Source organism: Cohnella luojiensis (assembly GCF_004564235.1).
Taxonomy (GTDB): Bacteria; Bacillota; Bacilli; order Paenibacillales; family Paenibacillaceae; genus Cohnella; species Cohnella luojiensis.
Genome location: NZ_SOMN01000020.1, coordinates 37,320 through 53,752, shown reverse-complemented (window position 1 = coordinate 53,752; position 16,433 = coordinate 37,320). Strand labels below are relative to the sequence as shown.

At 46.5% G+C, this 16,433-nt stretch carries 15 protein-coding genes; all 15 read right to left on the bottom strand.

The genetic code is table 11. The annotated features are described in order from the left end of the window. Window positions 1-86 precede the first annotated feature (86 nt). Complete coding sequence (locus E2980_RS14300) at window positions 87-1,112, bottom strand: NAD(P)-dependent alcohol dehydrogenase (protein WP_240703032.1); 1,026 nt, start codon at window positions 1,110-1,112, stop codon at window positions 87-89. A gap of 98 nt (window positions 1,113-1,210) precedes the next feature. Continuing rightward, window positions 1,211-1,696: a hypothetical protein gene (locus E2980_RS14295; protein WP_135152860.1), complete on the bottom strand. Its 486-nt coding sequence runs from the start codon at window positions 1,694-1,696 to the stop codon at window positions 1,211-1,213. A gap of 179 nt (window positions 1,697-1,875) precedes the next feature. Next, entirely contained in the window at window positions 1,876-2,853 is a 978-nt protein-coding gene (locus E2980_RS14290; protein ID WP_135152859.1) for a phosphotransferase enzyme family protein, read from the bottom strand. A 126-nt stretch (window positions 2,854-2,979) separates the two neighbouring features. Beyond that, complete coding sequence (locus E2980_RS14285; protein WP_135152858.1) at window positions 2,980-4,143, bottom strand: copper amine oxidase N-terminal domain-containing protein; 1,164 nt, start codon at window positions 4,141-4,143, stop codon at window positions 2,980-2,982. A 218-nt stretch (window positions 4,144-4,361) separates the two neighbouring features. Next, window positions 4,362-4,805: a hypothetical protein gene (locus E2980_RS14280; protein ID WP_167747131.1), complete on the bottom strand. Its 444-nt coding sequence runs from the start codon at window positions 4,803-4,805 to the stop codon at window positions 4,362-4,364. 213 nt (window positions 4,806-5,018) lie between these two features. Continuing rightward, complete coding sequence (locus tag E2980_RS14275; RefSeq protein ID WP_135152856.1) at window positions 5,019-5,480, bottom strand: hypothetical protein; 462 nt, start codon at window positions 5,478-5,480, stop codon at window positions 5,019-5,021. 159 nt (window positions 5,481-5,639) lie between these two features. Then, entirely contained in the window at window positions 5,640-6,122 is a 483-nt protein-coding gene (locus E2980_RS14270; protein ID WP_135152855.1) for a peptide ABC transporter substrate-binding protein, read from the bottom strand. 315 nt (window positions 6,123-6,437) lie between these two features. Further along, the gene (locus E2980_RS14265; RefSeq protein ID WP_135152854.1) at window positions 6,438-7,226 is read right to left on the bottom strand and encodes a sugar phosphate isomerase/epimerase family protein; all 789 of its coding nucleotides are present in this window, start codon (window positions 7,224-7,226) and stop codon (window positions 6,438-6,440) included. Window positions 7,227-7,811: 585 nt separating this feature from the next. Continuing rightward, window positions 7,812-8,294, bottom strand: coding sequence for a DUF6526 family protein (locus E2980_RS14260; protein WP_240703031.1), 483 nt, complete (start codon window positions 8,292-8,294; stop codon window positions 7,812-7,814). 69 nt (window positions 8,295-8,363) lie between these two features. Then, entirely contained in the window at window positions 8,364-9,029 is a 666-nt protein-coding gene (locus E2980_RS14255) for an HAD hydrolase-like protein (protein WP_135152853.1), read from the bottom strand. Window positions 9,030-9,313: 284 nt separating this feature from the next. Then, window positions 9,314-10,357 carry a glycoside hydrolase family 18 protein gene (locus E2980_RS14250; protein ID WP_135152852.1) on the bottom strand — a complete coding sequence of 348 codons (1,044 nt, stop codon included), beginning with the start codon at window positions 10,355-10,357 and terminating at the stop codon, window positions 9,314-9,316. 60 nt (window positions 10,358-10,417) lie between these two features. Further along, window positions 10,418-13,030, bottom strand: coding sequence for a transglutaminase-like domain-containing protein (locus tag E2980_RS14245; protein ID WP_135152851.1), 2,613 nt, complete (start codon window positions 13,028-13,030; stop codon window positions 10,418-10,420). A gap of 6 nt (window positions 13,031-13,036) precedes the next feature. Beyond that, window positions 13,037-14,059, bottom strand: coding sequence for a carbohydrate-binding family 9-like protein (locus E2980_RS14240; protein WP_135152850.1), 1,023 nt, complete (start codon window positions 14,057-14,059; stop codon window positions 13,037-13,039). Window positions 14,060-14,225: 166 nt separating this feature from the next. Beyond that, complete coding sequence (locus E2980_RS14235) at window positions 14,226-15,374, bottom strand: GntR family transcriptional regulator (RefSeq protein ID WP_135152849.1); 1,149 nt, start codon at window positions 15,372-15,374, stop codon at window positions 14,226-14,228. A gap of 95 nt (window positions 15,375-15,469) precedes the next feature. Further along, on the bottom strand, window positions 15,470-16,420 hold the full coding sequence (locus E2980_RS14230) for a carbohydrate ABC transporter permease (protein WP_135152848.1): 951 nt from the start codon (window positions 16,418-16,420) through the stop codon (window positions 15,470-15,472). Window positions 16,421-16,433 lie beyond the last annotated feature (13 nt).

Below are 16,433 nucleotides of genomic sequence, written 5' to 3'. Positions count from 1 at the left end.
GTTACCCTGCCCGTTACTTCAATCAACAAACAAAAAAGAAGCCGCCGCGTAGCAAGCTCCTCAATTATCGTTTCCCGATAGCTTAGCTAGCTTTTCATGTACACGACGATTTTCCCTTTCGCACGGCCTTCTCCAAGATAACGAATCGCCTGAGCCGCGTCGCTTAACGGATACTGACGATCAATGACAGGCACGATTTGGCCAGCTTCAACAAACGCTTTCCAGACCAACTGATCGTCGTGGTTCGGCTTATGGAGGAGAAGTGTCATTTTCTTCTTTTCTAACCAAGCGGTAAGTGGTGACACCAACATAGCCTGGAGGATGCGATGCAATGAGCCGCCAACCATCACATACGTACCGCCTGATTTAAGCGCGCGCTTGATCGCAAAGACTGATCGGTTTCCGACGACATCGAGGATCAGGTCGTATTGTAGTCCGATTGCAGTGAAGTCATCTTTAGTATAGTCCAGTACACGATCAGCCCCGATTGAAAGCAGCATTTCCAACTTCCCGGCGCTATCCACACCGGTCACTTCCGCCCCTAGCAACTTAGCATATTGGATAGCGAACGTTCCGACGCCGCCGCCCGCCCCATTTATCAAAACCCGATGGCCCTTTCGAAGCTTTCCTTTATCTCGCAATCCCTGCAAGGCGAGAACCGCCGCCTGAGGAATGGCCGCCGCCTGTTCAAAGCTCAGCCCTGCAGGCTTCGGAGTCAAAGCCTTCTCACGAACGCTTACATATTCAGCAAATCCGCCCCAACCGCTGCCGGAAATGTCCCCGAACACCTCGTCCCCCGGTCGAAAACGTTCGACAGCTGCGCCCACGGCGACTACTCGCCCCGCGACGTCCGCGCCAAGGATGCTGTAACGGGGCTTACGGAGCGCGCCAAGACGGGTGAGGTACGGTTTTCCGCGCAGGAGATCCCAATCCCAGGAATTCACAGATGATGCATGGACCTCTATCAGCACTTCATGGTCCTTGGGCGCGGGGACATCCACCTCTTCAATCCGCAGGACATCGGTTAAGCCATATTTTTCATAAACCAGCGCCCTCATTGTGCGTATTCCTCGTTCTTCAGAATGGTATGAAACTTCTGTCTCCGGTCTCATCGTAAACCTCCAACCCTTTTGACGTCTCACAACATTTTATTTTACCATTACAGGAACTATACTGCGTTAACGTAAAAACGGCCACCTACGGCAGCCGTTCAACCCATACCACCTTCGGCAATCTTTTCATTAATAGTTTCGAATACATAAGTGCCTTTCCTGTACGTGTCAACATGTTCGTAGACGCCTGAAATGCCCAATCCGCTGAAGGTGTAGAACGTTACGACGACGGATTCTTCTACAAAGGCCACCTTAGGCGTAAAGTCGCTGGGCTTTTTCTTCCATTCCAAGTCTATATAGTCGGGAGTAATGATTGCGTCGTCGCTAAAATCAGGTGACACTACACAGTGAGCTTCCCAACTGACGCCATGCCATAATGCGCCGTATTCTTTCGCTTCCCTTGCGAACAGCGATGCGCACATATATGACCAAGGCGATCCGTCTCCCTCAATTCCTTCCATTATGTTATCCATAGCACCTCTTGGAAGAGGAGGCGCGAACAAATCGTTGTCGTTCGTAATCGTATCTCTTTCCTGTTCGTCCTCAATTGATTGAATGGCTCGGATGATCCCGTTGCCACTCACCAAAATCGCACCAACTTTTATGATTTTTTTATTTAACGTAAGACTAATAACTTAGCGTTTATTGGTCAGCAGTAACCTCCGTTACAACAGGTTCTGATATTGAGACTATGTCAACGATTCTGGCCGCTACCGATTTGATTTTATTAAGTTATCGTGTCCCATTAGAGGAACAAACAAATTTACATTCGCGAAAAGTCCATATCAATATACGGTGTGTTATTCAGTAAGTTAAAATAATAGAAGCGTCGAGCTTGTTCATCCCATTCACTCCAATCAGGAGCATTAAAATCTCTGCTTCTATATAGCGCGGATAAAACTCTAGCTTGTCTTAAATCGATAAATAAAGATATTTTCTTTAACCATTCTTGACTTATAGTATTTTCTTTACAATAGCCGTTTAAGAAGTTGGAAAAGAAGCGCTTTGTAATCTCCTTTCTTACCTCTCCATCCACAACCCACGGGATAGGGATTTCATAAAATAATGGTGTAGCAATATCGGACACAAACCAGCTATATTCCGCCTCGTCAAAGTCGATAATATTGGCCTTATCCCCATCATTTAGATAATTTCCGCAACTGACATCCCCATGAATAAGGCCGTATGTATCTTTATCCTTGAAAAGAGCGCTAACTTCACCAATTAAACGGTCGAAACTGCTATATAATTCTGACGGACAATATTTCTTAAATGAAGCTAATAGTGCATTGTCATTCCAATCATATCGTATATTTTGCGGGGCATAGTGAAGTGAAAGCTTATGTATTTTCCCAACGAATTGACCTATATTATCATAAAAAGTATTGCTCTCCTCGGCAATTTTTGCATTTCTGCCAGGGACTTTCTCAAAGGCTGTCACAACAAAAGCATCATCAATTGTATGAAGAAGATCACTGGATAGAGACTGAATCGGTCTAGCCACTTTTACTCCAGACTCCGCCAAAAACATGATAAAATCTAATTCCGCTTTCGTTAATGTTTCATTCCGATGTGTGATATGGGCAATTCTTAGAATAACTTCACGATCTCCGACCAACCCAGAATAAACGAAGTTTTGAAACCCATTTAAATCGATCATTGAGTCATCGCGTATACCATAACGTTCCGCAGCTTGTCTCAATATATCTTGAGTGAATAGTTGTTTGATCTTCTTTTCCATATTATTCTTTGACCTCCGGAAGTAATTTGATCTTATTCTAGCTGAACGAAGGGCTACCACGAAGCAGCCCTGCCGTACCTAAATCAATTTAAATCCCGCCTAGTTTTCGATTTTTCATCTCAGACTTCAATTCGCACCCAACTTGTACGTGTAAATTTTGGCTTGATTGTCTCTATTCGTAAACGTAAATTCTAATTCAGTCGGATCGTTACCGATGCCCGAAAACCTTATAGAATCATATCTGAAGCCAGGTATATCCTTAAGATCAATTCCAAATTCTTTAAAGAGAATTACAGCTTTTTGCGCGCGTAGGTCAATAACCGTAAGAAAACCTTCATTGCTCCAACGGACCACGATATAACCCTCCCCTAAAGCTTCAACTGCGTAACTATGATCCGGGTTTCCAGCAAGCTTAGAAACGTTCCAAGAGGATATCACGGAGCCATCAACCCCGATCAAACGAACAATATGACCGTCGTTCATCACCGCATTACCCTTATATAACTTTATATCATCAGGTACGAACTCCCAGTAATGCGCATGTGATTGACGAAGGATTTTTCCTTTTTTTATAAACAAGGTGTAAACCTCAACATTAGACGATGGCTCCCCGTGAGAATGATAAATACTGATCAAGTCAGCATCATCAGCTACCTTTGCTGCTGTCATCTTCGTACCGATGATATAACCCGGTTCTAGCTTCGCGGTAGATATCCCGAGTCGATGGATTTTCCCACTATCATCACGGTTGTATAATACTCCGCTCATACCATCGAGGAGGTAGTTACCACTTTCCGTATTATCACCGATGAATTCCGGATATTTTATACTTGCGTAATGTTCATGTGCGTTCCACTCGAGCTTGCCTCCGATTGCGTCACTTATGAATCGTAGCGGCACATAGAGTTGCTCATTTATTCGCTGGGGCTCTGCTGCATAGACTATCTTTTTCCCGTTTATATACCCTACTTTAGAGCCCTCTTTTATTGTTCCGACCGTGAGAATGTTATTTACCTTAATTACTTTAGATCTTTTGTCGTAATTGACCATTCCTTTTGCGGCTAACAAGCCTTCCAATGGAATTAATACTGCACCCTTTCTTAGTATTGGAATACCGGTAGGTGCCATAAATTGTGAATTGTTTAGGAAAATTCGAATAGTTGGGGCCCCAGAAGTCATAGATATAACACGTTCGCTACTTGCCATTGAAATGGGGCTTGAGAAAATCATCCCTGCCATAATGAATGCGGATATGCCTAAAGCATGAATTGAATTTTTAATTAATTTCAATAAATTCACTCCATTTCCGAAAAATGCTAACAATACTTAGACGAGGAAACGAACAAAAGGTTACGCATGAATTCCTCTAATTCCACTTACAACATTGCTCGTTCTTAAAAAAAGGAGCTTCAGTAAAGCAAGCTCCTCAAGTATCGTTATCCGTTAGTGGAGCAAAGGCCGTTGATTCATGTCCCTCGGCAGCCTTTGTGTTGTTGTTCCAACTCATTTTATTCTTGTTTACAGACTTCTTCAATCCAACCATAAAGTTCTAGCGATTTTGCACGAAACATGTTCGAACCATTCCTTATCACTATTTCGTTTTTTATAGGGGCAGAGTGTGAAATCCCTCTCCCATCGGCCATTGTTCCATGGAACCATTTATATGCTTGTGAAACAATAATCAGTCTTCCATCGTTCAACTGTACTTTTATAAGCATTGGATACTTTCCAAATTCCGCTGGGCCACTGACAGGTTTTGAAGTGTTGATCCACCCAATTACTTTTGTTATTGTAGTTTTTCCTGATTGATCAGTATTTTTATAAATATGCCCTTGTTCTCCAGGCATGTTTCTAACAATCTGCATGGATGCAACATCTTCACCCTTAAGTAATGAAATTATTGGTGAGTAATTCGCTGTCAAGATCATGATGAACAAAAGGACCGTTTTCATTACTTAGCCTCAATTCAATTGTTTTGGATATTTTACCCAAGACCCAAAGAACAATTCTTTGTGCAACGAATTACCATCGCTAACGTTGGTTGTTGAAACTCTGATATCTTCTACACTGCCACGTTAACCTACTCGTTACTTTAATGATGAAAAAGAGGAGCTGCCTACAGGCAAGCTCCTCCACTATCGTACCTGTTAGTTCAAGGTTCGACGCTAATGCAGCAATACAACTTCAACCGCCTCAACGTCATACTCCCCTTTTTTATAAGGGGTTACCCAGAATTCGATTTTCGGGTAATCTCCTGAACCAATAGGCTTCAAAGCTTGAAATAAATCTGAAACAGGAATTGTGATCTTTGTATTGGTGGCCTTAGAGCGGGAATATATTTTGGTCCGTTCTGAAAATGAAATATGACCTTCTTTACCAGTACCCTGATAGGATTCAGTAAACTTTTTAAATGCTGGTTCTTGCGGACGGAAGTCAGTTAGTCCTAGGGTATACAAAACTCCTCTGTCCCTTGAATATTCACTCTCCCGTTGGTCAACCAAAGATAACATCTCGCCGCTGTAAAAATAAAGCGTTTCGGACTCGAATGACTGTTCCTTGCCACAAGCAGATAGAAAGGTTATTAAGAAAAAACAAACTAGAATGCATTTTCGCAATTCGCACAACATTAGTGCCCCCTTCCGCACAAATGAATTTCACTCTTATGCTACCATAAATTGGAACTATCCTGCCCGTTTCTTCAATGAACCAAAAGAGGAGCTGCCCGAAGCGAGCTCCTCCACTATTGTATCCGTCCCTCAATGATCATATTGGTATCTTATCAAATACTAACTTTCCCATGTAGTGGCGGCTTTTGTTACTTGCCATTTATCGTTTTTCAATTCAACAACGACTTTTGTTCCAATTGCTCCTAACGCAGCCCTATATTTAGAGCCTTCAACAACAAATTTATTATTTAATATCTCCGTCTTTTCGACTCGTAACAATATGCCATTAAGGACCATTGTCTTGGGGTCATACAACCCTTTGGCTTTTAATTGCTCATACGTCGCTTCCATTACTTCAACATTGTATTTATTAAAATGCTTGAGAATTTGTCCCTTATCTTTATCATCAAGGTCTTTAAAGTTACTCATGTCAATTGCAATATATTTCATTCCGCCATTTAGACCTTCATCAATTGGCATGTATGCATCTAAAGCCAAGCTATACAATTTCCCAATATCTTTTGTGGGCATTGTATTCGAACATGCAGTAGCTAACATTACACTAAGTATAGCTAAAGATAAAAAAAGTTTTGTTATTCTCATTTTCATCCCCCCTATTTCATCATTCTGTTATTGTTTCAAGTCAGTCCCTTTTACTTACTTATTTTACTATAAACTTGTAAATCCTGTGAAAATTCTATGCACAATTTTAACTAAACTGACCATTAGCGTAACTCCTGAAGAGCGAACACACGGCAATACGCCCCTCCAAATACTCAAAAACCCGAGCGCTGAATACGTTCGGGCTTTACTCGACAGGTAAATGTGCCTTTTATTCGTCTTTGGGAAATAGGCAGAAGATGCAGCTAATTACGGCATCCTGCATATATCAAAGATTGTTGCAGATTATTTCCGTTTTCATGGATTATAGAGTTTTAATGCTTCCAGCCTTTTTGCTCGCTCAAACGCTTTATGTAAAAACTCTTTAGCCGATAAATCCTCATAATCCCAATTCATGGCCTCTATTGCAGTCGCGCCTGTATAATCCGTTTCCGCAATTTTTTTCATTGTTGTAGACCAATCAATCGTGCCGTCAAAGGGTAACCCGTGTTGGGCATAACTTCCGTTATTATCATGTAAATGTAGTGCCATTAACCGGGAACCGTACATGGATAATAAATCATCGCCTGGATAATGGCGGTAGTGATGTCCACAGTCATAACAGAATCCGATACGCAGGGAATCCACTTGCTCCAGTACATATGCCAAATTGGAAAGGTTCCATAAATTCTCCAGTGCAACATTGACACCAAGCTGTTCAGCTTTTTCAGTGATTCTCTTGATTCTATCCAGTCCCAATGTGTTATATGGATTGTTTTCGTTGGGCAAGTGCACCACCATTGTCGGAATCTCAAATTCGGCGCAATCTGCAACACATTGTAAATAGCAATCAGTTACGGTTTCACCGTCCAGATTGTCAATCCAGAGTTTGTTTTCGTTTTGGACTGGTGTGTGGATGTTTTCTATAAAAAGACCCGCTTCTCGCGCAATTTGCGGTCCGTTGCGGTAATCGTTCCGACCTAAGCAGTCACGACCAAAGCCATCACTCCACCATAATAAAACGCCATCAAATCCAGCTTCTTTTATTAACTGATAACGTTCCTTAATCGGCAAATCATAGCCAAACCAATCATAAATGGTAATCATAAGCCTCTTCCTTTCTTGCTTTTTCTGTCATAGCTTTTATTGGTGTGCCATCCGTAAACCTTTCATGTTTATTTCTATATACAAGATATGATTTCCTTTATTTGTAGGAATGCTACCCGTTACTTTAATGAAAAAGCAGACTGCCGCAGCAATCTGCTTCATTCCATTATCGTTTGGATTTCGATAAGTTTATGTACTCGGCATTTTCATTAAAGTTATATACTTCAAGTTCTCAGTATTTCCGCATGGCAAATCCATCCCGCGAAAAGACCAGTAGAAAAAAACCGGGTTATATTCGTAAAGCCGGATTCCGCCAAGCCGTTCGATATGATTATCAGGAATGAAAGAAATTTCCATAATGCCTCTGCCCATCAAATGTTTGTTTGATTATATTAAAATGCCCGACAAGAGTCAGGTGCCATATATCTTTATAACAGGTATCTAGCATTTTAGTAAGCTGACCCGCCGCGGCAGTCTGCCCTATTCAACTATTCTGACCGTCAATAAGAAAAGAGGAGCTTCACGCTGCAAGCTCCTTTATTAACAATAATCTGGACGAAAGATGCGTACCCTGTCGGGATGCGATTAAATCCGCATTGTGTCGGGGCGCCAGTTCATAACCGCCGAACGGATGGTTGTAGGGCTCATTCCGTCGGTCGCCGCCCGTTCACACAGGGCTGGAAATTCATCATCGCCGGCGTAACGCAAGGCGATAATCTGGGAGATCGAAATGCGCGGGTCCAGTGTTCGCCCGGTTAGCCGGTAATGACGGAAGTTCTCCTCTATCCGGATCATTCGGTCTTGCGTCTTCGTCGCGTATCGCCGGATGCACGCAACCGCGAAGACAAGACATACCGCTAGAATGAAAAGCAGCCAGTCTAGGTTCGACATCTCCCTCTGGCCTAGACCACGGAAAAGCTCTATGGTCAAGAATATGAGCACGACAATCGCCAACGGAGCCGCCACAAAGTGGTAGGACCAATCCAATCGCCGAAATCCGCTTCGTTTCTCTTTGTACCCTTGTGTTTCCAAGCTCGGAGCAACAACATTTTTTACGTCCTCAATCATTGCCAATCCTCTCCCTTGTTAGATATTCCATCAATTGTTTATATGCCAAGTTGTACCCATAACCTGTCATTAATTGTGCAATGGGTTAAAAGTTTTTTGAAATCGTTTGCCCATTTTCGAAACAAGCCACTTTGCGGCTTCTAAAAAGTCTGGGGCTATAAAATCAGGCTCCACATTACTCCATTTATGTCGATAGACTTCTAAAGACTCTTTTCTCCAACCTGTCATGTAACCTGTCATGACTATAACTTTAATAGCACCAACCGCGTCTGCCGCCATCATGTCTGTGGAACCAACATCCCCTATAACGGCACAACGGGTTAAATCTAACTGATGGTCCTGTGCAGCCTTTATAAGGAGACCTGGCTTCGGTTTATGGCACTCGCATCCAGCGTCAGAAGCGTGTGGACAAATGTAGGAAGACCTTAAGCGATTTATAGCATCCATCGAATAAGGGAATAGTTCAAAATCACGAACAAAAATAGGACTGACTCGAAATAATTTATTTTCCTTTTTCACAATTCTAATACCACCTACTGCAATTTCAGAACTTTTTATTATGTAATAGTCGGTAAAAGATTGATTAATACGTTCAGCAATTCTTTCGACAGACTCATTCGCTGGACTTGTTTCATAATCCTTATATTTCTCCAAAAGCGGCATGAATGATTTGACTTGTATTTCATGGATTTTTGAAGCATCTTTTAGTTCTGCTTTATACAAAGAAATCATCATAAATCCATACCTCCACACACATTAGAATTGAACTTCATTAAATACTACCACATATTGGAATTTGCTGGTCGGAATTTTCATCACAAAAACCCTCTAGCCTATAAAATAACAACGATATGCAATTATTTACCGGTTCAGTGAGGGTTATAAGGAAGATAACAGCATATAGCACTTATTTGGGAAGAAACCGGAAAAGGGAGACTTGATCGCGAATAAGGCTGCCTCTCAAGTAAAATTTCTACTTTCGAGACAGCCCATGCCCTTAAATCTATGCTAAATCAAACTTACAAATGCCTCTCTTCGAAACCTGAGTAAATAGCACTCAGCAAACGCCGCGTCGTGTCGCAGCCGTATTCCCAGAACATGATTCCGGCTAATCCTTGTTCCACGACATAGTCGCATTTATATCGCAACGATTCCTCATCCTCGTAGGAGATAAAGCTTTCGCCGTCGAACAAATACGGGGCTTTGGCTTCCTCGTCCCAGTGCCGCGTAAAGCCATTCTTTCCGATATAGTCGGCGGTCAGCCGGGTGAAGTCGGGCCCGTATCCGCCGGCTCCCGTCGTCATTTGATGGAGGCCGTTGTTGTTATCCGGGACGTTCTTCCACATGCGTGAATAGAAGGCGGCGCCAATGACGATCTTGTCGGCCGGGACGCCCGCGTTCCTGAACAACCGGACGGATGCATCCGCGCTTATGCGGAACAAATCTCCGGTAGGCGTATACAGATTCGTATGATGTCCGGTCAGCGTTTGAAATCCGCCGCGCATATCGTAAGTCATTAATTGGATGAAATCCAAATAGGGATGAATGCGGTCCATCTCGGTGCCATCGAAATAATATTGATCCGCGCCCGCGGCAATCGTCAGCAGGAAATGCTTGCCTGCCGCTGCTCCTTGTAAGTTGAGTGCTTCTCTTATTTCCTTCAGCAACAGCGTAAAATTGCTTTTATCGTCGGGGCTGGATACGATTCCCGCCTCGGAATAACAAGGATACTCCCAATCGAGATCGATCCCGTCGAAGGGATGGTTGCGCAAAATAAGAGCAGCCGTTTCGGCCATCCGCTTACGTCCCGCCGGAGTGGCGGCGGCCTCGGAGAAGCCGCCTGCGCCCCAGCCTCCTACGGACAACAGGATCGTCAGTTCGGGATTATAACCCTTAAGCACTTGAAGGCTATCCAAATGCTTGAGATGATCGATCGAAATCCCATCTTCCCGGACATGTCCGAAAGCGACATTCAAATGCGTTAATTTCAAGGCGGCTTCCTTCGTTATTTTCGAAAGCCATTCGTCTACGGCGTATCCCGCAGTTATCCAGTTCCGTCTCATCGTTAACGATTCCTCTCATCTATAAGCGCTCCGCATGGCCAGAAGCCCCAGTATTTACCGTTAGTCCGCTAATTGCTCCGCAATGCGCAGCGCTTCTCTTCCGATGCCGAGCTTATACCCAGATGTTTCGTAGCGTATTCTGCCCTGATCGTCTATGACTAGCACATGCGGCAATCCCAAGGTGTTGACGACCGTCTGGGACGTTGCGCCAAGCAACGCCGAATGCCGAACATCGCGCAGGAATGAGGTGTCGGAAGGCAAATCTTCGTAGGCAGCCGGATTAAAGGATGCAGTCCAGCCGCTGTCCCCGACCGCGAACAGTATCTTCGTTCCGGTTAATTCGAACCTGCCGGCCAGTTCGCCGATCTCGCGGAGCAAATGCTTGGAAGGCTCGCGATCGGGCTCGATCCAGGCAAGCACGATGCCCTTCGGATTTAGCCATTCGCCGATTGGCTTGCTGACGTCATCCGACAGCGTGAAGGTCCAAGAACGGTCGACTTCGCCAATGATCGGAATGTCTATCGGCTGCTGACGGAACGTTAACGGAAGCTTCGTCAATTTCCCTGGAAATATCGCAAAATACGTCAAGCGTACGAGCGTTGTGCCGTCCTTCAGCCGCGTGCCGGCGATCATCCGGTAGTAACCCGATTCAACCTCGAAAGGCTCGTCGTACACATCGGTTTTGTTGCGGGCATAAACGAGCGTCTTATAAACTCCGTTCTCCAATCTGGCGAACGAGAAGTTCAAATAATAGGAGGCGGCCATATCGTCCGAAGCGTCAGTGTCACGAAGGAGGAGAAGTTTGCCGCTTTCCGGCCTAGCGGCCGGCACGCCTTCCCCAGATTTGAATTCCGCGGACTGCCAAGCGCCGTTCAGCCAATATTGCGGCATCCTTTCGCTTGGATGAAGCCTTGCCGGAATCCCGAAGCTGCGACAGCTTGCAACGAACAGAATGTCGCGCGAAGCGCCGTCGCCCTTCTTTAATCTGTAGCTGCCCGCAGGAGTAGCCGAGCCCTGATAGAACGACAGATCGTCGATGACCTCGAACTTGTTCTCCAGAAACCGGATCCATTCCGCCGGATCGCTGCGGAATCGCTCGATTTGATCGGCGCTAATAGTCGATTGGAAATAGGCTCTGTATGGGCGAATCATCTCGAAGAGCACGCGCGGACATAGAATATAGGAAATGAAGATTTGTTCATCGAAGTCGTTCCGATAAGGCAGCGCTCCGGTCAAATGGTCCATTAAAGTCGTCCGGAACGTATCGGTCAAGTCCTTATCGTTCAAGCTTTCGAGCAATTGAAGCGGCCATTGTCCATGCTCAGCCGTTTGCTCTTGCAGGAATGCGGCAATTTCCCGGCTGTTGCCGCGAGCCTTGCGAATAACGGGCCATACCCGTTCTACGGGCAAACCAAGCTCCTCTGCAAGCTCCGCCGCTTGCGCCTCGCTTAGGAACGTATCTTCAAAGCGCTTGCGAATGCTTGCACCCTCTTGGACACGATCGTTATGCAGCGCTCTTTCCTCTGCGGATACGAGATCCGCCTCACTGTCGGGAATGACGGGCGGCGGCACCATATCCAGATCGAGAATGCCTTCCGTTTGCGGCTTCAGATCAAGTACGAATGAAAACACATCGCTGTCCCCGACGCGAATTTTAGCTTCGGTGCGACTGTCCCCCTGCCAAGCCTGAACGTACAAGTCGCCGAATCCGGTTCTGAACGCGACCTCGCCGCTTTCATTCGCCGTCAGCTTGGCAATAGGTATAAAATCCGCATAATTGTAAACATGAAACCAGACCAACGCGCCCGCAACCGGTGTTCCTGTTGTATCCGTCACCCTGACCGTGATATTGCGAACAGGTGCGTAGGTGTCGAGCAGATTTAGCTCCGAATACCATTCATGGGCAAGCGTAAGCGGCTCCGGTCCGAGATAGTTAGCCGGCACCCTTGTATTAACGAGCATCGCTCTTCGGGCGGGACCGCTGAACCACCCTTGGTTCAGACGCGGCTCCGGCTCGCAGGCGCCGATATAATGCCACGCTCCGTCTGCCCATGCCTCTACCCACGCATGGTTCGAGTCGCTATGCGCCCAACGCGGCGTATAACATTGCCGGGCTGGAATACATAAGCTTCGCAGCGCCGCAACCGCTAATGTCGATTGCTCGCCGCAGCGTCCGATAGCGGTCCGGATGAGCGTCATCGGGGAAACGGTGCGGACATCGTTGCTGATATAGGTCGCCTTCTCATGGCACCAATGATTGGTTTCCAGAATCGCGTCCTCCATCGACAGATGCGATACGCGCTCCGAGAGCTCTTCATACAGGATGCCGCGGCTGTCCTCGATATTTTCGTTGTTTACCCTGTACGGCAGCACGAAATGCAGGAACAAATGGTCCGGCACCCGATTCCCCCACGGCACCCGATTGCGAATATCCAGCGTTGTGCGTACGTGCTTCAGAAACAATTCACCATCATAATCCGCCAAGTCATTTAACGGCATATACGCATATAAGAACTTAAGCGCCAACCTCTCCTCGCCGGTAAGCTCCCCGCGGAAAATGCCGAACAGCTCCTCTTCCCTCTCATGCGCCAGCTTGCGCTTCTCTTCGAACTTGCGCTCGATCGTCGCAAGCGATTGTTCCTCCAATGAAAATGCCGCCGAGCTTATCGTCATCGTCCCTCACTCCTTCCAGAGCTTTCCGTCTTCGCGGATATAGTACGTGCTGCTGCCGTCCGCCGACGAAGCCGCTATTTGAAATAGCCTTCCGGTCGTTTCGATTGCCGGCTGGATCGTCCATTGATCCGTCCCCATCAGCAGGGCCGCATCCCGGCTAAACTCTTCATGCTGGGCATAATGATTGCGCTGTCGGTAATAGAGCTTGCGCAGCTCCCATTTCACCTTCTCGTCTGCGGGCGGCTGAAAGGAATATGGCCCCTCTTCGTCCGCGAAGACGACATAACCCCATAGCTCCGGATAATGCATATTGACGAGGCCCATCGGCGACCAAACCCAATTGTCCTCCGGATAAGGCCTGCCCGTAGCCGGGTCGTTCACCTTGCGGTAGCCGTCTTCCAATGCTTCCGCCTGCCACTGTACCCGGGAGAAATTGACCCGCCAATATTCTCCGATGCGCGGAAGTCGCCCTTCCGGCGCACATTCGCGCAGGCTGTTCCATGGCATGGCGACTTCGACGCTCCAGCCGCGGTTATTCGCCTTTGGATTGTTCAGTTGCCCGTCAATATGTACAGCAGTCCTCAGCCCGCTAATATCCCATCCGTTGAGCGGCGGCCCGCCATCGCGATAGGGCTTAACGAGAAACAGGTCCCACACGGTATTTAACGCATTAATCTCGAATTCGTAATAGTGGTGCGTATCGCCATCCGGATCGATGAAAATTTCAAAGTCGTTATCGTGAAAAATGACCGAGTCCCGCTCCGTCAGCGTCGCCCAAATCTGATCCTCCGCCATCTCGGCGCCGAAATAAAAATACTCGTCATCCCACAGCATTTTGACTCTCGTCCGTTTGCCCGGATTCGGCCGGAGATCACCCTCGATATCGACGAAATCATCGGTCCATGCCGCATCTTTCCAGAATGGCTTGTCTAAACGACCGTCCACCGCGAGAGGTCCGGAAGCTCTGCGACAAATATAGTGTTTGGGAGCAAACGAAATATTGGGTTCCGGCACCCCGCTTTTGAACATTACCTTCCCTCCAATCCCTCTAATCATATGATATACCTAATTATATTATTATTTTATTAGATATATTCTAGATATGCAATAGAAGTTCGATTTTGGTTATATCAATATCAAATTAAATATAGATAAAGAAAAAACCTCTGCATGAGAGGTTTAATCGGACTGACCATTAGTCAATCAGGTTATGCAGTTCCGGCCCCGGTCCGACAGATTGCCGGTCGATCCATTTCACCGGTATTTCGTGGCGGGTTTGCTGGCGTTTGCCCGATTCCAATTGCTCGATGATCATGATCGCGGACTGTCTGCCGATTTCCTGATAATCCTGTTCGATCGTCGTAATCGGTATACTCGTCTGCAGCGAAATTTCTTCATTGTTGTCGAAGCCGACAACCGAGAGCTCTTCGGGAATTTTAATATTCATGTCGAGCGCGGCTTTGATGCAATCCAGGGCGACGACATCATGCTCGGCCTGAATGGCCGTCACCTCAAGCTCTAACATTTTGTTCAACAGCATCTTATAATAGGCTCTTCTGCTCAGCGGTTCCCCTTCCGCTTCCGGCGGCAGGTCGCTGAATATCAGTTCGATGTCCAGGGGAATTCCGTTGTCGGTCAGCGCCTTGCTGTATCCGAAAAACCGATCGCGCACCGTACTTCGATATTGAATGCCGATAGTCGATAAAAAAGCGATGCGAGTATGGCCCAGCTCGATCAGCTTGGTTGCCGCCATATAACCGCCTTTATAATTGTCGGAAACAACGCTGCCCATTGTCAGGAAGCTGTAGTACTGATCAATCGTCACGATCGGGAAATCGTTCAGTTGCAAAGAGTGGACAATATCCAAATTGTGCTGGTTGCTGACAGGATACAGAAGAATGCCTGACGTCCCTCGCTTGGGTAAAGACCGCAGCAGCTCCCGTTCTTGCTCGCTGCTCCAATCGCTATTATGAATGCTCAGGTAGTATCCCTTAGACTCCAAATAATCTGCCACGCCTGGATAGTAACCAAGCATATTGTTCGAGGCGACGTAAGGAATGATCATGGAAATAATTCGGCTTGAAGAAACTGCCGCCTGTTCCTCCGTCGCTCTTGCGATATCTCTTTTCTTAACAAAACTTCCGCTGCCTCTTCTTCGATAGATAAGCCCCTCGCGTTCCAATTCGATCAGCGCTCTCTTGGATGTAATCCGGCTGACATCGAATTGTTCCGCAAGCTCCACTTCGGTCGGAAGCTGCTGGTTCGGTATATATTCTCCGCGCGCGATGCGATCCCGCAAAATCTCGATGATCTGCTGGTATAACGGACTGTCGCCTTTCAACAAGTAAGTCCTCTCCTCAATCTTGCTATCTAATTTCAGTATATCCTTATTTTACATTCTATCAATATACAATTGCATACTCGCAAGGCAGACTCCCGCTATCCGGTAATTCCCGTACGCTCCACGCTTTCGACGAAATGCCGTTGGACGAACAAGTACAGGATAATCAGAGGGATCATCATTAGAAATACCCCTGTATTTAACAGCATCAATTGATAAATTGGATCCGGCTCCTTCAAATTCGTTCCCATGCTCATCATTTCCGTCGACAGCACCTTAACCCGGTTAAGGAACAAGGATACATAGTAGCTGTCATTCCATTGCCATACGAACGAGAACAGCGCGACGGTCACGAAGGCGGGAATGGCATTCGGCGATACGACCCGGATAAAGGTGCGAATAACCCCGCTTCCGTCCACGAACGCCGCTTCCTCCAGCTCTTTCGGAATTCCCCTGAAGAATTGCCTGAAGATATAAATATAGAGTCCGTTTTTCAACCCCATAGCCGTACCAGACGAAATGAGAAACGGCCAGAAGGTATCGATCAGGTTAAAGCTTTGGCGCCCGGTTAATAGAGGAACAAGTCCGAACAGATCAAAATATCGGTACGTCATATATACCGGAATCATGATGGTCTGAGGCGGCACGACGATCGTGAACAGAACAAGCACGAACAGCAGCCCGCTGCCGCGAAATTTCAATCGCGCGAAGGCGTAAGCCGCGAAACCGCATGACAGCAGTTGGATAAAAGTCGTGCCGCCAGAGATGAGCAGCGTGTGAAGCAACGCCGTCGGGTAATCGATCGACTCGATCGCCAGCCTGATGTTCTCGAGCGTAAAATGTCTGGGAATCCACAATACGGTCGGATCGTAAATATCCGCCTTGCTGCGGAAAGCGACGGACAGCCTCAGGAACAATGGAAACAAAATAATAAAGCAAAATCCGACAATCAAGAGGGTGCGCAAGGTGATCCACAACCCCTTCTTCCCGTTCTCCACCGGGTTATACCGATCGGCAATCAGGTTCAGGCGCGACGCCGGGAGCTTCATTCCGCACTCCTCC